Origin of the sequence: Cupriavidus basilensis (assembly GCF_029335485.1) — a bacterium.
GTDB lineage: Bacteria > Pseudomonadota > Gammaproteobacteria > Burkholderiales > Burkholderiaceae > Cupriavidus > Cupriavidus basilensis_E.
In genome coordinates this window covers 1-19940 of sequence record NZ_JARJLM010000574.1, presented here as the reverse complement: position 1 = coordinate 19940, position 19940 = coordinate 1, and the positions used below count along the sequence as shown (strand labels likewise).

The following is a 19940-nucleotide window of genomic DNA, read 5'->3' as shown; positions in this document are numbered from 1 at the left end:
ACGTTGTGAACACTGCCTCCGTCAGGCAGATGTCGGCCATCAGCGTTCGCTCCACTTTGTCAGCGCGAAGCGGTCACTCGCCGTATATCATCAAGGCACCAATGCTTGGCTTCAAGGACTTTCGCTGCGCGCGCACCTTGCTGGGCGGCATCGAGCTCATGCATATGATCGCCAAGGGCCAGATGCAGTGCCACGAAGGGAGCAATCCGTCGGCCGCTGACCAATTCTATGCCTTAGCCGCCTGAGCGAATCCCAACGCCCCCACTTCGCTCGTCGCCGCGTCCTTATCGCGACAGAGCCCCTTGGCGGGTACTTTCGTGCGGAGTCTGGCGCTTGATGGCCCGATGGTCTCGCTCGACGATGTTGTTCAGATACTCGACCTGTCGAATGGCGATGGGAGCCTCCTGCTCGGCGTTGATGTCGCGCAAGGCCGCCAGGTTGACCGGGCTGCCGTCGATGGTCACTGAATCGGGCTGGCCGTTGTGCGCGATGGCCTTCTCGAAAAAGCGCCGCGCCGCGGCCTTGTCTCGCTGGGCGCGCAGCAGGAAGTCGATGGTATGGCCGGCCTTATCCACCGCTCGGTACAGGTATTTCCACTGACCGCGCACCAGGATGTAGGTTTCATCCATGCGCCAGCTTTTGCCCACCGGGCGCTTGTGAGAGCGAAAGATCTTGCTCAACGCCGGCAGCAACTTCAGTGCCCAGCGGTGCACGGTCGAATTGTCCACCGAGACGCCACGCTCGGCCATCATCTCTTCGAGATGTCGCAGGCTCAGCGGATAGGCCACGTACCAGCGCACACAGGTCAGCATCACCTCCAGCGGGTAATGCAAACGCTTCAAGACCTTCGCCACTTCCGGGTTCATGACTGCCACCAACGCTTGCTGAGTCCGACACCAGCATATTCTATCGAAGGCTTACTGCGACAGAACCTCCGTGACGACCTTAGCTGCCAACTAATGCGCAGCCTTGGGCTCCGCCCACGCTGCGCATCAATCGATGATCGGCTTAGTTCATGACACAGCAAAATGAAGGAAATGGTTTGGCCGAAAAAATTTGCCTGCCTCTCACCATGGTAGCCGAACCTTGACGCTATCCCGATGCTCTGCGATATAGAGCGAGGGCAGGAAGCGGGAAAGGAAGGTGAATTCGTTGTAGCAGTGCATGAGCAGTGCCTGTCCGAATACATCGGGAAATGCCGCCTTGATCTCCTCGGCGTCATGCCCTTGCGCGGGCATATCTTCGCCAAGGTAGAAATGACTTCTCAGCGTCATTCCCGATGGCGTATCGCGCCCCATGTGCAACAGCCGGCCGCCAAGTATTTCGCCGCTGCCAGTGCGGCCAGGCGCATCCCCCATGCCTACGCGGCCGCAAACCGCCGCGCTGACGGCACCCCGATCCCTGGCATCGTCGTACGCCGCGCCATCGAAATACTCATGGGGATGACGAAACTGAATCGCGAGCTTTTCCGCTGGCGATCCGGAGAAGTGCTCCTCGACGAGATGAATGGACCCGATATGTGTCCCATCTTGACCCTCTGCCCACTCGCTGGAGACATGGTCGGCCGGATGCCACCAGATGTACTGCTGCGTATTTGGGCGAAAGCGGAACCACCATTCAAACATTTCCCCCGTACAGCCGTGTAGTTCCGTGCGGCAGGCCACGTGCAAGACGCCGCTCGCAAGACGTTCATAGCCGGTCTCCAGAGCAAGCGGAGCCGGATCGAGCAAGGCGTGCGCTTCAGATAAATCCATCCCAATCTCCTTCAGAAAAAAAGAACACCAACTAACTGTCACCTTAAAACCGCGTGGCCATCCCGATACGCCCGATCGCCTGACTGGATCCGGACGACGCCGCGTCTGGCCCGAAGAGTCCGTTGATCCATGCCTGCGCGCCGTGGTCGCCGGCAGCATGCTGGTAGACGCCTTCCAGGTAGACCGAGGTACGTTTCGACAGCGCATACATCAAGGTCGACGTGATCTGTTGCGCTTTGTTGTGGCTGAGCCGTGCATTTCCCTTCATCCACTGGTAGTTGGCGCCAAGTGTCAGGACGCCGGAGACGGTCCAGTTTGCGCCCGCCTCCACGACGTTCACCATTGCACCGGAGAGTGTGTTGCGCGTGTTCGTGTAAAGAATGTGGGCCAGCACCGAAGGAAATCCATAGTGCGCGCCCACGCCAACGTTGCGTATGCCATCTCGGCCATTATTGATCGCGCTGTAGCGCGCGTCCGTGACTGCAGCGCCAAGCGTCAGCGGGCCGCGCTCATAATTCACTCCGGCGCTGGCGGTCCGCCCGGAGGTTATCGAGCCCGCGACCTCACCGAAACCATACAAGGCGCCAAGAGTGAAGCCTCCAGTTGACGGTGTCACATATTTGACGGAATTTGCTACGCGCGTGGAGGCGCCGACGCGATCGAAGTCGGTCGCTCCCGTTGGATTATTCGGAATGCCGAGGCCAGTGAACGGACCATTCCGGAAATTGTAGAATCCGCCATATAGCAGGCCACCGTCAAGACCGGCGAACAATAGGGATTCAGTCATGAAGTCGTACTGGTTTCCCAGGGAAATTTTCCCCCAGGATGCATTGCCAAGACCGACAAGTGCCTGCCTGGCGAAGAGCGAGCCGTTCGACGGAATCGTTGCTCCATTGTCATTGCTGAACTGGCTGGCCAGTTCAAAGAATACTTTGCTGCCACCGCCAATGTCCTCGTTCCCGCGCAGCCCAAAAATGCTCGGCACATACACCCCCGTATCGAGCAATACGCCCCGTTTACCGGATTGATTGCTTACATACGTCACACCGGCATCGAGCATGCCGAACAGGGATACGCTGCTCTGGGCGCAAGCGCCGGCACCGAATCCAAGACACGGCAGCGCCAACAGCCATCTTGCCTTCACTGTCTTCGTTGTCTTCATCGTCGTCTCCTCCTTGTATTCTTGTAAGCTGGGCTGCGAGCGCGAACTGCGGCGCGCCCCATGGAACGTGGCGCCATCACGTATCGGTCATCACCGGTTGCCAGCAACTTCCGCTGCCCGCCGTTCACCCTCCCGCGCAGACGGGGCACTGGGGTACTCGGCCGGAAGGTGCCAGCGCGTGGGCAGAAATGCGATGCCGCGGCGCGAGGCTAGTTCCCCCCAGATTCCCCTTGGATAGAAACGCATCACGACGATGCCGATCAATCCCAGGAGAATCAGGTAAGTGCTACCGGTATCGGCGAGGTACTGCCGCATCACGAAATAGGCGATGCAGCCGATGATCGGGCCCTCAAGCGTGCCGATTCCGCCAATCACGACGATGAAGATGATGTAGCCGGTCCAGTTGATGTCGAATGCGGAAGCTGGCGAAATACGCAGCTTGGTCAGGAAGATAAACGCGCCCAGCATGCCGTAGGCAGCGCTGATCACGATATAGACAGCGAACTTGAGGTGCCGCTGATGAATCCCCACGGTTGACGCCGCGCTCTCGTTGTCTCGTATCGCGCAGAGCGCGAGACCATACTTCGACCTGAGCATGCGGTACGCGCCATAGTTCACCGCGACGGCAAGCAGCAGGGCGATGAGATAGAGCAGCATGTCGCGGCTCATCCAGCCGAGGTCAAGGGAGCGCGCCGCATCCAGGGGAATGCTGATTCCAGACCCCGCTCCAAGCGCGCTCGCTTGCGAAAATGCCAACCGGAACACCTCGGCGATCACCCAGGTCCCGATCGCCAGGTATGGTCCGGCCAAGCGAAAGACCGCAAATGCGACGATGCACGCCATGCCAGCAGCGCACAACCCGGCTAGGACAATCGACGCCAGTGGCGGCATATTGAAGAAGATCGCCAGGGCAGAGAGGACATACCCCCCACTGCCAAGGTAGGCCTGCTGTCCGAGCGACATGAATCCGCCATAGCCAGCCAGGATATTCCAGAGCTGTGCGAGCGCGACGAAATAGAAGAACTCGACGAGCATGGACTGCTGTCCTGTATCGAGAACGAAAGCCAGTGCGGCCAGCGCAACGGTCGCGGCAGCAAAGGCGCCGTCGGTGCGCGAAAACCTCGGCGCGCCAGCCGGCAGCGTCAAGGGAGATGTCAGGTGTGCGCTCATTGGTTGCCTCGTTGGGGAAAGAGTCCGTTGGGCGCGATCAGCAGCACCACGAGAAACAACAGATGGCCGGCAAGGAGTTGCCAGTCGGGGTTTAGCGATCCGCCGACGCTCTGTGCGACGCCGAGCGCGATGCCGCCGGCAAGGGTGCCCCACAGCGAACCCAGCCCGCCGATGACCACGGCTTCAAACGCAAAGATCAACCGGTCCGGTCCGCTGGCAGGATCGAAGCTCGCCCGCGTCCCCATGAAGACTGCGGCGATGCCGACGACGGCCATCGACATGCCGGTCGCCAGTGCGAACAGGTTGCGGTGATTGATACCCATCCAGCCAGCCGCCTCCGCGTCATCGGAGGTTGCCCTGAATGCCCGTCCGATGGCGGTGCGTCGCAACATGAACTGGAGCGCGCCAAGAACGGCAATGGCCGCCATCAGCGTGATCACCGGGAGGATGCCGACGGCGATGCCTCCGCCGAGAGGCAGGCTCATTATCTCGATCGCGCCGCCAGGAAGCTTCCTGGAGTCCGCCGAGAATATATCCAGGAGACCATTCTGCAGGACGATGGACAGGCCGAACGTCAGCAGCATCGGACGCAGCACGTTGGCGCCCATGGCGCCGTTCAGTAGCGCGCGCTGCAAGACATAGCCGATCGCAAACATGAACGGGACGGTTAGCAGCAGCGAGGAAAATGAAGTTTCTGCCCCCGGGATGCGAATGGCAAAGGCAAGGAATGCCGCCAGCACGATCAGGTCACCGTGCGCGACGTTGACCAACCGCATGACACCGAAAATGAGCGACAGCCCGCTAGCATACAAGGCGTAGAGGCCGCCCAGAAGAATGCCCTGAACGATCACATCGATCCAGCCCATCATTTTTTTTCTCCAAAGTATGCGCGTCCGATCTCTTCCTTGCTGGCCGACGCAGATTTGCCGGACAGCGTGACCCGCCCCTTCTGCATGCAGTAGTAGCGGTCCGAGAAGCGAAGCGCCTGATGAATATCCTGCTCGACGATCAGCAGGGTCGTGCCTTCCTCCTTGAGGGTTGCGAGGTGGCCATACATCTCTCGAATGATCTTGGGCGCTAGGCCCAGCGACAGCTCATCGCACATCAACATGGAGGGGTTCGACATGAGCGCACGCCCGATGGCGACCATCTGCTGCTCGCCACCGCTCAGGGACGTCACGTTCTGCCGGCGCCGCTCTGCGAGTCGGGGAAACATCGTATAAACGCGTCCCAGATTCCACGGACCCCGCCGCCTGGCGTACGCCCCGATTTGCAGGTTCTCCTCCACGCTCAGGCTCGGAAACATGCGGCGCCCCTCGGGAACGAGCGCAATGCCCTTGCGTACCACTTCCGCCGCACTGTCGTGTCCGAGACTGTGTTCGCGCAGGCGGATCGCGCCGTGCCTGACAGGGAGCGCTCCCGAGATTGCCTTGAGCAAGGTCGATTTCCCGGCGCCATTCGCACCGATGATCGCCACCGACTCGCCTTGCCGGATCTCCAGGCTCAGGGCGAACAGCGCCTGAAAGTCACCATAGTACGCATCGAGTTCATGAATGCTAAGCATGGGCTTCCACCTCAAGACCCAGATACACATCCCGCACCGCGGCGCTGTTCATCACAGCCGACGGTTCGCCTTCCATGAGCTTCTTGCCGAAGCTCAGCACCATCAGCCGCGAGACAACCGCCAGGAGCGCGTGCACGACGTGCTCGATCCAGATGATGGCGGTGCCGTGGGCGTGGATGCATTGAATGGTTGCAACCAGCTCCGCCGCCTCGCCCTCCGTCAGACCGCCTGCAATTTCGTCGAGCAACAGGACCTTCGGGCGGGTCGCCAGCGCTCGCGCCAGTTCCAGTCGCTTGCGTTCGAGCAGCGACAGCGCAGCCGCCGGTTTGTCGGCATGCCGGAGCAACCCGGTCAGTGCCAGCGTTTCGTAGCAGTGCTGCTGGGCACGGCGCGCGTCCATCCTGGCGCCAAAGAACGCGCCTACGAGCAGGTTTTCATATACCGTCAGCTGGGAAAAGGGCCGGGGGATCTGGTACGTTCGCCCGATCCCGGCAATCGCCCGCTCGTTTGGAGAGGCATTGGTGACGTCCCGCCCTTCCAGCAGGATACGGCCGCTGTCCGCGCGGATGTTGCCGCTCAGCAAGTTGAAGAAGCTGCTCTTTCCCGCACCGTTTGGGCCAATGACGCCCAGCGCTTCGGCGTGACCGAGCGTGACGGACAAATTGTCGGCGACCGTCACCGCGCCGAATCGCTTCACCAGCATTTCGGCGGAAAGGACACAATGATCCATACGACCCCTCAGTTGAGAATTTCCAGGCGCCTCTGCACTCCGACATCCTTCGCAAGCGTTGCGCTCACGATCTGCAGATCCAGTGGATGCCTGTTGCCCGCGGTCCATTGCGCACCTACCAGCGACGTCTTGGTGACGTTCTTGACCGGGCTTCCGGTCCACTTGACGGGACCGACGGCTGACGCGTAGTCCGTGGCACGGATCGAGGCGACAATCCCCTGTGGCGTTATCACGGTGGTCCGCCTGAGCACATCGAGCGCGACCTCGAACAGGGACAACGTTGCGCCAAGGGGTTGCACCCATTGCCGGCCGGTCGCTGCTTCATAAGCATCGGCAAACTGTGCACTGGTTTCGCCAGTCAGTCTGGAGCGATAGGGATAGGCCGGTGACCACGCGACCTCCGTGGACAAGCCGACGCCTCGTGGCCCGAGCCCTGCAACCGCGGAAGGGAAGAGCAGTGCCTTGGCAAAGGTCACGATCTTCGGCTTGAAACCCTGCTGTGCCGCCTGGCTCCAGAATGTGGCGAATGCCGCGGGCGGCAGGACGCCCGTCACGATCTCCACCTTTGCCGCCTTGAACGCGCGGATCTGCGCCGAGAAGTCGTTGGCGGTTGGCTGGAACCGGCCAAGGTCGACAAGCTTGTAGCCGTTCGCGGCAAGCGCCGGCGGAAAGCCGAACGCCTTGTCACTGAATGCGTTGCCTTCTGCATCGTTCGGCCAGAGCGCTCCGACGGTGCGATTGGTGGCGGTTCCGGCGCTGTCCCAGATGGCCGTATATACCGCGATCAGGTCTTCCAGTCCCCAGCAAAAGTGATAGGTGTACTCGAAGCCCTTTGCCGGCGAACCGCCTCGCCCGAAGTAGTAAGGTTGCCACGGGCAGTTCGTGGTGATGCAGGGGATCCGTCCCAGCTCGCATTGATCGGATACGGGGTTGACGGTGTCCGCAGTGGACGCGGACACAATCAGGTCCACCTTGTCGTCCTTGATCAGGCTTGCCGTGACTTCGGCGGCGCGATTCGGATTCGACTGGCTATCCTTCTCGATGATAAGTACAGGATGTACATTGCCCGCTACAGAGATGCCGTTCGCAATCGCTGCGCGCACACGCTGCAGGATGAATCCATCGGTCTCTGCGAACGGGGCGAGCGGCCCGGTTCGTGGGCTCACGTAGCCAATCTTCAGCGCCCGCGCGGCCGCTGAAGCGGGCTGGATCGATTGCACGCCGACCGTGGACGCCCCCAGCGCTACCAGGCCGCGCAAGGTGGCGCGACGCCCGGCGGAGTGCATTCGGTGGACAGTGCCACCTTCCGTTTCCTTCTTCATGTCTTGTCTCCTGTCATGCTCATGTCGGTGCGGCTCTTCTTTGGAGCCGCTGCCTTTCGTGCCTGCCGCTCCGGGCAGGGCGAATCACTATCCGGCTGTGTACCCTCCGTCGATGTATAGCGTCTGGCCGGTGCAAAACTCCGACGCCCTGGAAAGCAGGAACTGCAATGCCCCAACGAGATCTTCGGGTTCCCCCAGGCGCCCGAGCGGAATACGCGCGAGCATCCCTTGGCGCGCCGCGCGGCCGCGATCGTCATCGGCGAACATCCATGCCGTGAGCTCGGATCGGAACACCGTCGGCGCGATGGCGTTAACGTTGATGCCGTAGCGGCCCAGCTCGCATGCCAGTGTCCGCGTCAAGCCATCGATCGCCGCCTTTGAGGGGCAGTAAGCCGAGTAACCGGCGGCAAGCCCGAGCTTGCCGCGCGTGGACGACAGCAGGACAACCCTGCCGCGCTGCGCCGTCTCGATACAATGGGTGGCGAAGGCCTTGCAGACCAGCCACGATCCGCGCACGTTGGCTGCCATTACGTGTTCCCACTGTTCCGTGGTCATATCCTGGATCGGCGCGGGATCGTTGGTACCCGAGCCGACGACGACGAAATCGATGGCACCGAACTGCGCAACCGCTTCGTCGATCAGGTTGCGGGCATTGGCCTCCGTGTCGGGCCTGCATGCCTTGGCCTTGACCCGGATGCCGTCGGCATTCAATCGCACTTCAAGTTCACGCAGCGCCTGCGCATTCGCCCCCGCGATCACGAGTCTCGCGCCGGCATCGGCAAGGCTGCGTGCCGCAGCCCGTCCGAACGCGCCGGTGGCACCGGTGATCACGCCTACCTTGCCTGACAAGCCAAAGGCGGCACTGGTACTAGCCATTGTTTCCTTCTCCTGTAGATTGGCTCCCGGGCAAGGCCGAAGCCAGGATCACGAGCATCGAGGCCGGTAACCTAGAATCGTTCCTGATGCTTCGCCCTTCGCCGGCCGGAATCACGCACGAGTCCAACGCCTTGAGCACGACGTCCCCGCCGGCGGTGGTGAGCGTGATCTCACCGCTCAGCACCACATAGACCTTCTCTGTCGGCCCGGCGTCCCATTGCGCACCGCCGTCTGGCAAAAAGTGCGACAGGCCCACCCAAAAGTGCTCCACGTGCGTGGCATCGAGTCCCTGCAACCGCAGGGACCGCATGTCGAAATGCCTGGCCGCGTCATAGCGGGCTGCGGCATGCAGTCGTTTGACTTCCATGGCCGCTTCCGTTACAAACCGCTTTCGATACGGAAGGACTGGCTCTTGTCCTGCATCGCCACCACACGTACGATGCATCCGTCCCCCTTTACCCAGCGCCAGGGGAACGCCGCTATCGTCACCCGCTTTCCGGTCACCTTGTCGAGATCGCCACCGACATTCTCGATACCCGGGATTCCCGCTTCGAGCAGCGCCCGATGCGCCGGCTCCCAGTACGGAAAGTCCTGCTCGACGGAGCGGCCCGTTTCACGCTCATACTCCTCGCATACCCGCGGCAAGAGCGGGCCGACACCGTGGCGGCCGATAGCAGTACCCAGCGGATGGTCAAGGGCTTGCTGGTCGACGCCGACCATCTTCACGCCCTTTTCGGCCAGCCATTCTCCCGCTTCCTTGTACAGACCGGGAGAGTAGGCGTAGTACTGGCTGTTGTCGCCGTAATGATGGTGCCAGCCGGTGTTGATCATGACGATGTCGCCCCTCTGGATCTTCGGATAGGCGTTCTCCAGGTCCTTGGCCGTGATCACCTCCCACTTTTTCTTGGGAATGCTGACCACCACGCCTGTGCCGAAGAAACGATCCAGCGGGATCTCGTCCAGGAACGGCGTGCCTTCGATCACGTGGGCAGGCGCATCGATATGCGTACCGCTGTGCATGACGGTGGTAATGCGTTGCGTCAGCACGCCGGACTTCGCCATGTAGTGGATCCGCTCGATCTTCACGTCTTCGAAGTAAGGCCAATTCGGTACGCCGTGACCCCAGGGGTGGCTCAGTTCGACGAACTCGACGCCGTCGGTGTTGGAAGGAGGTGTGGCGGGGTATGCGGATATCGACATGATGTCTCCGTTGTGGAAAGGATGGCGTGATTTCAATGGGTTCAGAACGCGACGTTGTCGCGCCCTTTGAGTTGCAGCATGGATCGCGCTTCGGCGGGCGATGCGATATCGAAACCGAGTTCTTCCAGGATGTGGCGAATCTTCCTGACCTGGTCGGCATTGGACTGCGCCAGCTTGCCGCGCCCGAGGTACAGGCTGTCTTCGAGACCGACCCGCACGTTCGCCCCCATGATCGATGCGTAGGTCAGCAACGGCATCTGGTGGCGCCCGGCACCCAGCACGGACCAATAATAGTCGCGGCCGAACAGCCGGTTAGCCGTCTCGCGCATGAACGTCACGTTCTCGGCTGCAGGCCCGATACCGCCCAGGATCCCGAAGATCGTCTGCACGAAAAACGGCGGCTTCACCAGGCCGGCATCGACGAAGTGGGCCAGGTTGTACAGGTGTCCCACGTCATAGCACTCGAACTCGAACCGGGTCCCGCATCCTTCGCCAAGCTCCATGAGGATGCGTCGGATGTCCTTGAAGGTATTGCGAAAGATCGTATCTTCCGTGCCCTCCACGTATGGCTTCTCCCAATCGTGCTCCCACCGGGCAATCTTTGAAGCGACAGGGTGGATCGAGAAGTTCATCGAGCCCATGTTGAGCGAGGCCATCTCGGGCCGCGCGCGCAATGGGGGCGCGAGCCGCTCCTCCAGCGTCATCTTCGTGCTGCCGCCGCTCGTGATGTTGATCACGGCATCGGTCTGCCGCTTGATCTCCGGAAGGAACTGCATAAAGACGTCGGGATCGGCACTCGGGCGGCCGTCCAGCGGATCGCGCGCATGCAGATGCAGGATCGATGCTCCCGCCCGCGCGGCGTCGACCGCCTGCTGCGCGATATCTTGGGGCGTGATTGGCAGATAGGGTGACATCGTGGGCGTGTGGATCGCCCCCGTCACCGCGCATGAAATGATGACTTTCTCAGCTGCCATGGCTGTCTCCTGTTAATATTAGTACCGTATGGTGGTTATTGTGTATCGCTTTGCGGTTACTTTATGGATCGCCATCAGCGTTGTCAAGAGTGCAGGCAGCGGCTTTCCCTGTGACGCGCTCAACGGGAGACATGCAATTCCCTCGCAGCCCATACCAGGACTGGGAATCCGGCTGTTCGACAGCGTTTACCCTTGGTTGACCGATGCCGGTTTGCTGCTTATTGTTAACCACTATACGGTACATATGTACCGTATAGTGGTTAAATTAAGAGGGAGAGGACATTGAACTCAATGTGTATCGGTGTCGTCGGTGCCGGGCTGATGGGCCACGGCATCGCGCAGGTATTCTTGGAGGACGGCCGGTTCGATGTATGCGTCTACGACGCCGCGCCAGGCTTGATTGAAACCGTGCAGGAGCGCATCGCTTCCAATCTGAAAGCGCTGGGACGTCCCGCTGTTTCTTTCGCAAAGTTCAAGCTGAGCGACGACATCAGCGAAGCCTTATCCGGCTGTCAGATCGTGTTCGAAGCTGTGCCCGAGAAGCTCGAGGTCAAGCATCACGTCATGCGCCAGATCGAGGCGGTCGTATCTGGCGAGTGCATCATCGCGTCGAATACTTCCGTCATACCCATCGGCCATATCGGCGAAGCTGTCAGCAAAAAGGATCGCCTCGTCGGAACTCACTGGTGGAATCCGCCCTTCCTCATCCCGCTGGTTGAAGTCGTGCAGGCGACGGCAACGAACCAGCAGGTCGTCGAACGCACGATCTCACTGCTGGAATCGGTCGGCAAGGTGGCGGTACACGTCAAGAAGGATGTTCCCGGCTTCGTCGGCAATCGCTTGCAGCATGCGCTCTGGCGCGAGGCAATTGCCCTTGTGTCGCAAGGCATTTGCGATGCGCGGACGGTCGATCTGGTCGTCAAGAACTCGTTTGGCCTGCGGCTGCCGGTATTGGGGCCGCTGGAGAATGCCGACCTGGTCGGGCTGGACCTGACGCAGGACATTCACGCCGTTATCCTGCCGACGTTGGATAGCACCTCGTGGCCCAACCGTATCGTGACGAACAGCGTGCGCGACGGCAACCTCGGCATGAAGTCCGGAAAGGGATTCTACGAATGGACGCATTCGAGTGCGCAGGGCGTCAGGGAGCAACTCCTGGTGTATCTTGCCGCCGCGCTAAAGGAACGCGGCGATGCCCAGGCGTAAGACGTAGCCTTGGGGAAGAGGGCCGGAAACCTGGGTCAGGCCCTGCGCAGCGGTCCTGCCAGGAGCCGCGCCCTGCATTCCACAAGCTTCTCGGTGAGAAGCGCTTCGCTTTGCACGAAACGGTGGGTCGGGGTCGGCACCGAGATGGCGATGCGCTGGTCCATTGGCCCGAGCAAGCCGATTGCGACGGCACAAATCCCCAATGAGTTCTCCTCGCGGTCCACGGCGACATGGGTGGCCCGCGTTGACTCAATATCCTTTGCGAGATCGTCCCAGCTGCGAAGGGTATGCGGTGTCAGCTGCTCGAACTTCAGCTTGCCTTTCACCTTGGCAAGGGCCGCGTCATCCAGCATGGCGAGCAGGGCCTTGCCATTCGCGGAGCAATGCAACGGGAAAGCGGCTCCGACAGCGGAAACGGCCCGCAGCACATGCGTGCCCTGTACCTGATCGATAAACACCGCCTTGTTCTGATCCAGTATCGACAAGTCCACCGTTTCTCCCGTTGCTTTCGACAAGTCGACAAGCGCATCGCGGACCAGATCCGCGATCTCGAACTTCGTCGCGTTGGCCAGTGAGAGGATAGCCGGACCCAGCCGCACACCACTGCCGCCCGAAGCGGACATTGTCAGACCCTCCGCGCCCAGGGCATCGACAATCCGCTGCACGGTGGAGCGCGGCAAATCCACATCTTTTGCAATGGCGCCAAGACTCAGGCCGCCTGGGTGGCAGCTCAACGTGCGCAGTATTTCCGCCGCCCGCGCAATGACCTGGATGCCCGCCCTCACGGCGCGGGGATCCTCTCCGGGGGATTCGGAGAGCGGGGTGGGGGACGGTGCCGCGGCGGCGACCGATGACTCTGACTTCCGCATTCTTCAATACTCAAATGGTTGCACGGATGTGGGACGGCGGAAGAGAAAAAATCTGCCAACTGCCACGCTGAGGCAGCTCCTTCGTGCTCGGTGCGCCGGTCCCTGGGCGGAATCTCATTGCAGCAGCGTTATGCATGGAGACGTATGGATGCATCAAGGACACCTGCTGCCCCGAAACACGGGTTCAGGAAAGCAGATGTGGATTATAGATCAACGTAGATTGCACGCCTCACTTGACCGTCGCGCAAGAACTGTGCCGCTCCACCCCGCATTGGAATGCGGCACCCTGGCAGCCTGCGAGAACTTCTTATTTCGGTCGCATTCGAGCGCCGCGAACCATGACCTGAGCGGCAGACTCACAGCCGAAAAACGAGACGCTCAAGTGAGCCCTGTCATGATCGCATCGCAATGCCCAGTGCTAACACCACGTGGATTCGTGATCGGCTGTGACTGCGTGCCACGATCGGGGGCATGGCTCAGCTCGCGCACCATCTTTGAAGAGTCCGAGAATGTAGTCGTGCACTCGCACGATCCGTGGATTGCGCATGGAAGCCTTGTTCCACACAAGGTGGAGGTATTGGTAGGGGCGCTGGTTTCAGGTGTAATGGAAATCAACCGCCCCGACGCAAGCGCTTCCGTGCATTGGTAGTCGGGCAGCACACTCCATCCTTGACCCTTTATGACGAGACCCTGGATGATGCGCAGGTCGGGAATTGTCAATGCGGCCGGCAGTGTCGGGGCGAACTGGAACATGCCAGTCCACAGAGGTCTGATCAGAGGCAGGTCTTCGTCGTAGGCAATCAGTGGCAAGCTTGCCAGGCCGTCGGCTGTTGGGCGCTTGCCGAGTTGCTCGGCAAGCTGCGGATCAAGCACCAAAAGAAAGCGCTTGGTCAGTAGTCGTGCGAATCCGTGCGTGTGCTCATCGCGGTAATCGAATGGAAGGGACTTCCCCGTCCCGAGGCTGCGGCGGAAGCCGCAAGTCGGCATCGAGGTGCCATGATGGCGTGTCGAAACGCCATCACGACCGCAGGAGGGGAAGTCCCACGTCCATTGTTACCGTGGGTATCGATCTGGCCAAAGACGTGTTTGCCGTTCATGGGGTCGATGCGGCAGGCAAATCACTTCTCGTCAAGCCGAGAGTTACCCGTGATCAGTTGGCCATGCCCCAACGCACGCGTCGTGATGAGGCATCTGGCACGGGATCGGTGCGCGGGTCGGTCCCGCCGTGCCATTTTCCTGCGCCCGCAGCCTGATGCAACTTCCGTGAGCTGTGGCATAGATATTGCGCAGGCGCACAGGCCAACGGCGGCCTTGAAACAATCTGGCAAGTCGCGATGACACGCTCCGAAAAGGAGCATCCCGGGCAACGGCGCCCCGAAGCGAAATGATCACGAACTGGACAACCGGTTTGCAGGCATCTCGCGTCGGGGCGCTTTTTTCTTGCCGGTCAGCGCGGTGCGCGTCTGCGTCGACACTACCTGCAAGGCATGGCATGAACGCTTTCTCTACCCAGTCACCCGAGGCCGAAATGTCCGCCGAAACCATCGGCGGATTGATCAATCTTCCCGGAAGGCAGCGCATGCTGTCGCAACGGATCGTGCTCCAGATATTGCTCGCTTCGCGGGGGAACACTGCCGCGCTCGATATCGCACGCAAGTGCCTGTCAATGTTCGAATCGGCGCATTCGGATCTCGTGGCGGGCAATGAGCGTTTGCCCGGCGCATTCTCCGACGCTTTGCAGCAACTGTACTTTGGTAGTCCGCGCGCTGACGCGCGTATCCGTGAATTCATCGCCCAGGTCAGAACAGCGATAGACACACCAGCCGGCGAGCGCCATCCCTCGATGTGCTGGTGGCGCAGGCCACGCCAATGCTTGAACTGCTGCAGACCATCACGCTGGCCTACCAGGAGGAGATGCACCGTTGCGAGGTCGCTGTGCGCAAACGCCACACCGACCTCGTCGAGCGCCTCAGCGGTATGCCTATTGGCCGAAGGTCAAGGCCGCGGTGGAGAGCTGGACTGGGGCGGCGCGCTGAGCGAGCTGAATCGGGCCGCCGCGTGCCGTCAATCTTAGTTAGGCGGCGGAAATAAGCCGTGCGCGAGCAGCGTGCGGCATGAGGAAGGCCGCGAGATCCGCGACAACGGCGTCGAGCGGGGGAACTGCCGCCAGGTCGCGGGCGAACGCGAGCCATTGCGTTTGCTTGGCTTTGTCGTTGGCTAAATCGGGCGATAGGGCGAACGGCGGATCGGCCGGGATATTTGTTTTTCGGCGAGCAAAGGTCGCAGCTATTGCCGCGGCCAATCGCCCGTCATCGAACTCGAAGCTTTGGCTGAGGAACCAGATGTCGTAGAAGTCTTTAAGACGGGTGTTCGCCATGCCAAGCATCACCATCGCCTGGAACTTCTCCGCAACAACGGTTTCCCGTGCATATGCGCGAAGGCGAGGCTCGGGTTGATCGAGCAAGACCCGAAGCTGGATCTCTTCTGTTCCTGGCTCGGTTGCATCTCCAAAGCCAATATCGATCACCACCGGGATTCTCGCACCGGCGAGCTGTGCGGTGGTACGCAACCGCAGACCTCCATAGTCAGTGTCCTCGCGAATCGCCTCTGCTCTCAGGCCCGCAGCGTCGAACGAGATGCCGTCGTCCGCAGCTAGCGCGCACACTTCGGCGAAGGTCGCTAACAGGTGGTCGGCTTCGGACTCGCCGAAGCCAAGGAAGTCGACGTCACGAGTTGGTCGATGCGGATCCTCGAACCAGCTTGTCATGAGCATCGCGCCTTTTAGCACAAAGCGGTCGCGGTGTACGGAGATGCCCAGTCGGAACAAGAGGCGCTCTATCGCATAGCGAGTGAGAAGCAAATCGAACTGCTGGCCTCGCTGGCGCGCGAGAGTCAGAAGTCGGGCGCGAACTGACGCACCAATGTCGCGAAGCGGCTTTTGCTCAGGCATGGGAAACCATTGCTGTTAAGTACGGTTCTAGAATCTTCCAGACACCGGCATCTGCTGCATGCTGGGCAATTTCTGCCGGAGTCGCTTTTTTCTGCATCAGGGCTTCGCGGAGCCCCTCTAGCGCGGTATTTAAGCCGACTTTCTTCCGGTACCGGAACAGGTCAGCAATCGTCCTGGCAACGCTAAAGACCGGAACCGATACGTTGTCGATCGCATGCCGCTCCGCGTCCGGGTCATCACGGGGGGCAGGAGATCGGATGAATCGGACCGGAGGATAGTCGAAGCTTGGCTTCCAGTCCTTCTGGCCAATAGCCATCCAAACCTTGGCTGGGATCTGGTCAGTTAGCTCATGGAAAGCCAACGCCGAAGTGAGGCAGATGACTCCGCTGGGCACAAGTTTTGACGCCAGCGCCAGGGTATGCTGTAGGCTCAGAGGAGCATCCGCGAGTTGGTAGACGCCCCGGGCCAGGCGAACTGCAACACCGTCGCGCTCAAGGCGGGCGATCGTCGTCGCTGTAACGCCGATCTCGCGCATCTCGCTTGCTCGCACCAGCCCTCTGGCTCGAAGTTGAGCTACTGCGCGCTCTCGCTGAGAGAATGAGGAGGTTGACATTTTGATACAAAACCTCGGATGGTTTCCAATATTATCCGAGGTTTTGTATCATGGCAAGCTAGTCGTCATCCTCCGGTCTCCGACAGCGCACATGCTTTGCAAGGCGCTTCTAATCTTCGGATACACCGCTATTCGCCGGACGGCTGGTTTTGGAACGGCTGCCCATTGGCCGCCCCCGTCTCCAGTAGCGCTCGCGCCTCACACGCCCTACGCAAGTCGGGATACCTCACCGAGATCGTTTCCAGGATGGGGTAATCGTCCTTTTCCTGCAGATTGATACGGTTATTAATCAGCCCCGAGTCCCTTGTTGGCGTGGCGTTGCAGCCCATTCGCTTGACCTTATTGCGGCCATCTGAGCACTTGTCGTACAGTTTTGTCCTGAACGACACCCAGAAAAGTGTAGATGTCGGCATTTGCGTATCGCTACGTTGGCAGGGAAGAGGTGCCTGCCCGCTTGACAGAATTTGACCTGCGACAGTTTTTTCAGCTCACCAGTGCTGACATCGCGGCAATACGGGAGCGGTTTCGGGCCGACAGATTCGCCGCAGTCGGCCTACAACTCGTTTGCCTCCGGGCCTTCGGTCGGTCGTTGGACCGGTTTGCTGCCGTTCCGCGAAATCTCCTTCAGTACGTGTGCGAAGCTTTCTCCGCGCCGCTGCTGTCGATTGCCAGTCTGAAGACGCTGTACCAACGACGCCCGACGTTGTACGAGCATCAGCAATGGGTCAAGGAGCACCTTGGCATCAAGCCGTTCGATGTCACCAGCCAGACCGCTTTGCTGGAAATGCTCCGCGTGCAAGCTGCCGCAGCGGCAGACGTGGATGAACTTGTCACCACCGCTCAGCGATGGCTCTACGATCGCTGCCGCCTCATTCCCGGCCAGCGCCAGATCACCGACATGGCACGGCATGCATTTTCTGCCTACGAGGCGCAAATGCTCGCAGCGGTCAACCGCGCAGTGCCGGCGGCCACGCTGCAGCACTGCATGGAATCCGTCCGCAGTCCACGGGCTGGCGGCTCTGCAACGCACCTCGAGTGGATCAAGGCGCCTTCCAGGCGCAACGGCCCCAAGAACCTCGCTGAAACGCTGGACAAGATCCGCTACCTGAAGTCCCTCGCTGTGCACGAGTGGAATCTGGATGACATCGCGTTGCCCAAACTGCGTGCCTATGCGCAGAAGGTACAAGCAAGGCGTCCGGCCAAGACCAAAGCACTGAAGGAGAGCACCCAGGCGCTTGAACTGGTGTGCTTTCTACGGATGAGTTTGCTGGAACTCACCGATATCGCGATGCACCAGACCAGCCGACGCAGCCAGGATCTGTTCCGACGCGCGGCCAGCACGGCGCAGTCGACGCACACCCGCTCCGCCGTGGAAGACAGGCAGCAGGCGCTCAAGGCCAAGGCCGTCCTGCAAGACAAGAGCAAGTCGACCGAGCAGCGAGTGGATGAAGCCCTGAAGCACCTGGCCGTCGTCACCGACGCGGCGCATTCGAGCTTTGCGTCACACGTGCGCGCGGCGCTGACCGGTGACCATCAGCGGATTCACGCTCTGCTGTCGGGCCTGGAAGGGCTGGAATTCGGCGGCAGGGAGGACGATCCCGGCTTTGCGAACCTCAAGGCGTGGCGCGACCTGCAGACAAGGAAGCTCAATGCTCTGCCAGAAGACCTTACGGAGACCGGCATTGGCACGGCGTGGCATGACCTCGTCCATGACCCTGACCCAAGGCGCGGCTATCAGGCCTTCTCTGCCTGCACGATGATGTCGCTACGAAATAGCCTGCGTCGGGGCAGCGTATGGATTGACCACTCGATGCGCTTTCGTGATGGCGACCAAATGCTCATCCCTGCCAAGGAGTGGGTGCGCGACCGTGTCAAGTATCTCGGGCTATTGGGCCTGCCAGTCGCGGCTGATACCTTCATCGAACAGCTACTGGATACGCTTCGTGCTGGCGTGGCTGCTGTGGCCGAGGCCTCCGCTAAAGGCAAGATCGAAATCGGAGACGATGGCATGCTTCACCTGCGGGCGATCGTGCCGCTGGAGCAGGACGATGAGCCGCGCCGCACACGCGACTTGATCTACAAGACAATCGGCGATGTGCAGTTGCCGGACCTATTGCTGGAGGTCGACGCCTCGACCAACTTCAGCGAGGTGCTGCTCGGGCACCGGGCGAAGTCCGTGGCCGAACTGCTGTCGACCTACGCGGCCTTGCTCGCCCATGGCACCGAGATCGATGCCAAGGGCATTGCTGCGATGATTCCCAGTATCGACACCGCCCAGGTGTCACTTGCCATGCGCGGGCTGGAGACCCATGGCCGTTTGCGCCGGGCCAACGAGGTGGTGGCTGAATTTCAAGGAAAGATCCCATTAGCCACGCACTGGGGCACCGGGCAGAAGGCATCGGCCGACATGATGTCACTGGACGTTTCACGACATCTGTGGATCGCTCGTGTCGATCCACGTCGACGCACCTACGCGACCGGTATCTACACCCACGTGCTCGACAAGTGGGGCATCGTCTATGACCAACCGATTGTCTTGAACGAGCGTCAGGCTGGCGTTGCCATCGAGGGCGTAGAGCAGCACAACCGCAGCGAGGACCGTATCCGCCTGTCGTTGCTGGCAGTGGACACGCATCGCTACACGAACGCCGCGATGGCCTTGGCCAAGGGCTTGAGTTTCGATCTATGTCCGCGGCTGCGCGATCTGGCGGAGCGCAAGCTGTACCTGCCCGCAGAGTTCAAAGTGCCGGAAGGTATCGAGCGTGTCACCACGAAGCGATTGTCCTTGAGAGCCATACGCCTGGGTTGGGACGATTTTCTACGGGTGCTGGCATCGATCCGTATCGGCCGCATTAGCGCTGAGCTCGCCATGCAACGGCTGGGCAGCGCCGCCCGGACCAACAAGGCGCACAAAGCTGCCGAGCATCTCGCTCGGCTGTTGCGTAGCATCTTCCTGTGCGACTACGTGACCATTGAAGACTTCCGCCGCGAAATCCACACGTTGCTCAGCCGAGGGGAGTCGGTGCACCAGTTTCAGCGCGCGATTCATGCTGGCCGGGTACCACACGAACGCGGCCGGCGAGGCGCTGAGTTGGCGGCGGTGCAAGCGCGGGCGCAGGACGCCGCCGTGGCCAGAGCCGAGGAACGGGCAAGGCAGCAGGCCGAGCGCGACACGCTCAGCCGGCAACTGGCCCAGGCGCAACAGGCGCTGGCGGAGGGGCAGGCGGTGCAGGGCAGGCTGGAGGCGGAACTGGAGATGGCAGTCCGGCGCGCGGAGCGGGCCGATGCGGAAGCCACCGCGGCCCGGCGTCTGGTATCGCCCAGGCGCCGGGCGCCGGCGACGCGCACCAAGTTCAAGCCCGGGTCGGCCTGAGAACAGGAGCGGGATAGAAATTGTCCACCGTTCGCTGGGATAAGCCTGTGGACAAGCCGCGCGGGGGCCGAGTGCCGACGGCATCAGCGGGTTTGACTAAAATTTAAGCAGCGAGGGCGACGGCCACGTCCTCCCGCCAGCGCGGATTCCCGCTGCAGCCATCACCTGGAACAACCC

At 61.0% G+C, this 19940-nt stretch carries 17 protein-coding genes and 4 pseudogenes; 5 read left to right on the top strand and 16 right to left on the bottom strand.

The annotated features are described in order from the left end of the window. Positions 1–98 precede the first annotated feature (98 nt). Positions 99–245 (top strand): annotated as a pseudogene (locus P3W85_RS35690) (IS6 family transposase); the annotation flags it as partial. A gap of 81 nt (positions 246–326) precedes the next feature. On the opposite strand, the pseudogene P3W85_RS35685 reads toward P3W85_RS35690, so the two are convergent. The 12 genes and pseudogenes from P3W85_RS35685 to P3W85_RS35630 form a co-directional block, all read right to left on the bottom strand. Then, positions 327–866, bottom strand: a pseudogene (locus P3W85_RS35685) (IS6 family transposase); the annotation flags it as partial. 201 nt (positions 867–1067) lie between these two features. Continuing rightward, positions 1068–1754 carry a DAPG hydrolase family protein gene (locus tag P3W85_RS35680; protein ID WP_276268229.1) on the bottom strand — a complete coding sequence of 229 codons (687 nt, stop codon included), beginning with the start codon at positions 1752–1754 and terminating at the stop codon, positions 1068–1070. A 43-nt stretch (positions 1755–1797) separates the two neighbouring features. Next, the gene (locus P3W85_RS35675) at positions 1798–2916 is read right to left on the bottom strand and encodes a porin (RefSeq protein ID WP_276268228.1); all 1119 of its coding nucleotides are present in this window, start codon (positions 2914–2916) and stop codon (positions 1798–1800) included. 90 nt (positions 2917–3006) lie between these two features. Further along, positions 3007–4086 (bottom strand): branched-chain amino acid ABC transporter permease, encoded by a 1080-nt coding sequence (locus tag P3W85_RS35670; protein ID WP_276268227.1) that lies wholly within the window; start codon positions 4084–4086, stop codon positions 3007–3009. Then, positions 4083–4955, bottom strand: coding sequence for a branched-chain amino acid ABC transporter permease (locus P3W85_RS35665; protein ID WP_276268226.1), 873 nt, complete (start codon positions 4953–4955; stop codon positions 4083–4085). The genes P3W85_RS35670 and P3W85_RS35665 overlap by 4 nt, the downstream gene beginning before the upstream one ends. Further along, positions 4952–5650 carry an ABC transporter ATP-binding protein gene (locus P3W85_RS35660; protein ID WP_276268225.1) on the bottom strand — a complete coding sequence of 233 codons (699 nt, stop codon included), beginning with the start codon at positions 5648–5650 and terminating at the stop codon, positions 4952–4954. Before P3W85_RS35660 ends, P3W85_RS35665 begins: the two co-directional genes overlap by 4 nt. Then, positions 5643–6380, bottom strand: a complete 738-nt coding sequence (locus P3W85_RS35655; protein WP_276268224.1) for an ABC transporter ATP-binding protein — start codon at positions 6378–6380, stop codon at positions 5643–5645. The genes P3W85_RS35660 and P3W85_RS35655 overlap by 8 nt, the downstream gene beginning before the upstream one ends. Before the next feature lie 8 nt (positions 6381–6388). Continuing rightward, positions 6389–7702 carry an ABC transporter substrate-binding protein gene (locus P3W85_RS35650; protein ID WP_276268223.1) on the bottom strand — a complete coding sequence of 438 codons (1314 nt, stop codon included), beginning with the start codon at positions 7700–7702 and terminating at the stop codon, positions 6389–6391. Positions 7703–7789: 87 nt separating this feature from the next. Continuing rightward, positions 7790–8533, bottom strand: a complete 744-nt coding sequence (locus P3W85_RS35645) for an SDR family NAD(P)-dependent oxidoreductase (RefSeq protein ID WP_276268222.1) — start codon at positions 8531–8533, stop codon at positions 7790–7792. A 37-nt stretch (positions 8534–8570) separates the two neighbouring features. Beyond that, positions 8571–8945, bottom strand: coding sequence for a cupin domain-containing protein (locus tag P3W85_RS35640; RefSeq protein WP_043356332.1), 375 nt, complete (start codon positions 8943–8945; stop codon positions 8571–8573). 11 nt (positions 8946–8956) lie between these two features. Further along, on the bottom strand, positions 8957–9778 hold the full coding sequence (locus tag P3W85_RS35635) for a cyclase family protein (protein ID WP_150992334.1): 822 nt from the start codon (positions 9776–9778) through the stop codon (positions 8957–8959). Positions 9779–9819: 41 nt separating this feature from the next. Further along, positions 9820–10752, bottom strand: a complete 933-nt coding sequence (locus P3W85_RS35630) for a 3-keto-5-aminohexanoate cleavage protein (RefSeq protein ID WP_276268221.1) — start codon at positions 10750–10752, stop codon at positions 9820–9822. 291 nt (positions 10753–11043) lie between these two features. Here P3W85_RS35630 and P3W85_RS35625 point away from each other — a divergent pair, with 291 nt between their 5' ends. Then, the gene (locus P3W85_RS35625) at positions 11044–11958 is read left to right on the top strand and encodes a 3-hydroxyacyl-CoA dehydrogenase family protein (RefSeq protein WP_276268220.1); all 915 of its coding nucleotides are present in this window, start codon (positions 11044–11046) and stop codon (positions 11956–11958) included. Positions 11959–11993: 35 nt separating this feature from the next. On the opposite strand, the gene P3W85_RS35620 is transcribed toward P3W85_RS35625, so the two are convergent. Next, positions 11994–12743, bottom strand: coding sequence for an IclR family transcriptional regulator (locus tag P3W85_RS35620; RefSeq protein WP_276268219.1), 750 nt, complete (start codon positions 12741–12743; stop codon positions 11994–11996). A 462-nt stretch (positions 12744–13205) separates the two neighbouring features. Beyond that, entirely contained in the window at positions 13206–13814 is a 609-nt protein-coding gene (locus tag P3W85_RS35615) for a LysR substrate-binding domain-containing protein (RefSeq protein WP_276268218.1), read from the bottom strand. Between the two features lie 62 nt (positions 13815–13876). Here P3W85_RS35615 and P3W85_RS35610 point away from each other — a divergent pair. Together P3W85_RS35610 and P3W85_RS35605 are read left to right on the top strand one after the other, a co-directional pair. After that, positions 13877–13984 (top strand): annotated as a pseudogene (locus tag P3W85_RS35610) (IS110 family transposase); the annotation flags it as partial. A 335-nt stretch (positions 13985–14319) separates the two neighbouring features. Next, positions 14320–14807: pseudogene (locus tag P3W85_RS35605) on the top strand (type IV pili methyl-accepting chemotaxis transducer N-terminal domain-containing protein); the annotation flags it as partial. Positions 14808–14901: 94 nt separating this feature from the next. Here P3W85_RS35605 and P3W85_RS35600 read toward each other — a convergent pair. Together P3W85_RS35600 and P3W85_RS35595 are read right to left on the bottom strand one after the other, a co-directional pair. Continuing rightward, positions 14902–15777 (bottom strand): nucleotidyl transferase AbiEii/AbiGii toxin family protein, encoded by an 876-nt coding sequence (locus P3W85_RS35600; protein WP_276268217.1) that lies wholly within the window; start codon positions 15775–15777, stop codon positions 14902–14904. After that, on the bottom strand, positions 15770–16390 hold the full coding sequence (locus P3W85_RS35595; RefSeq protein ID WP_276268216.1) for a type IV toxin-antitoxin system AbiEi family antitoxin domain-containing protein: 621 nt from the start codon (positions 16388–16390) through the stop codon (positions 15770–15772). The genes P3W85_RS35600 and P3W85_RS35595 overlap by 8 nt, the downstream gene beginning before the upstream one ends. Before the next feature lie 403 nt (positions 16391–16793). Between P3W85_RS35595 and P3W85_RS35590 the strand changes: the two genes are divergently transcribed. Then, positions 16794–19763 carry a Tn3 family transposase gene (locus tag P3W85_RS35590; RefSeq protein WP_346430313.1) on the top strand — a complete coding sequence of 990 codons (2970 nt, stop codon included), beginning with the start codon at positions 16794–16796 and terminating at the stop codon, positions 19761–19763. Positions 19764–19940 lie beyond the last annotated feature (177 nt).

Excerpts from the sequence above, each read along its gene's own strand:
- P3W85_RS35680 (WP_276268229.1), bottom strand. The coding sequence starts at position 1,754 with ATGGATTTATCTGAAGCGCACGCCTTGCTCGATCCGGCTCCGCTTGCT.
- P3W85_RS35675 (WP_276268228.1), bottom strand. The coding sequence starts at position 2,916 with ATGAAGACAACGAAGACAGTGAAGGCAAGATGGCTGTTGGCGCTGCCG.
- P3W85_RS35670 (WP_276268227.1), bottom strand. The coding sequence starts at position 4,086 with ATGAGCGCACACCTGACATCTCCCTTGACGCTGCCGGCTGGCGCGCCG.
- P3W85_RS35665 (WP_276268226.1), bottom strand. The coding sequence starts at position 4,955 with ATGATGGGCTGGATCGATGTGATCGTTCAGGGCATTCTTCTGGGCGGC.
- P3W85_RS35660 (WP_276268225.1), bottom strand. The coding sequence starts at position 5,650 with ATGCTTAGCATTCATGAACTCGATGCGTACTATGGTGACTTTCAGGCG.
- P3W85_RS35655 (WP_276268224.1), bottom strand. The coding sequence starts at position 6,380 with ATGGATCATTGTGTCCTTTCCGCCGAAATGCTGGTGAAGCGATTCGGC.
- P3W85_RS35650 (WP_276268223.1), bottom strand. The coding sequence starts at position 7,702 with ATGAAGAAGGAAACGGAAGGTGGCACTGTCCACCGAATGCACTCCGCC.
- P3W85_RS35640 (WP_043356332.1), bottom strand. The coding sequence starts at position 8,945 with ATGGAAGTCAAACGACTGCATGCCGCAGCCCGCTATGACGCGGCCAGG.
- P3W85_RS35635 (WP_150992334.1), bottom strand. The coding sequence starts at position 9,778 with ATGTCGATATCCGCATACCCCGCCACACCTCCTTCCAACACCGACGGC.
- P3W85_RS35630 (WP_276268221.1), bottom strand. The coding sequence starts at position 10,752 with ATGGCAGCTGAGAAAGTCATCATTTCATGCGCGGTGACGGGGGCGATC.
- P3W85_RS35625 (WP_276268220.1), top strand. The coding sequence starts at position 11,044 with ATGTGTATCGGTGTCGTCGGTGCCGGGCTGATGGGCCACGGCATCGCG.
- P3W85_RS35615 (WP_276268218.1), bottom strand. The coding sequence starts at position 13,814 with ATGCCGACTTGCGGCTTCCGCCGCAGCCTCGGGACGGGGAAGTCCCTT.
- P3W85_RS35600 (WP_276268217.1), bottom strand. The coding sequence starts at position 15,777 with ATGCCTGAGCAAAAGCCGCTTCGCGACATTGGTGCGTCAGTTCGCGCC.
- P3W85_RS35595 (WP_276268216.1), bottom strand. The coding sequence starts at position 16,390 with ATGTCAACCTCCTCATTCTCTCAGCGAGAGCGCGCAGTAGCTCAACTT.
- P3W85_RS35590 (WP_346430313.1), top strand. The coding sequence starts at position 16,794 with ATGTCGGCATTTGCGTATCGCTACGTTGGCAGGGAAGAGGTGCCTGCC.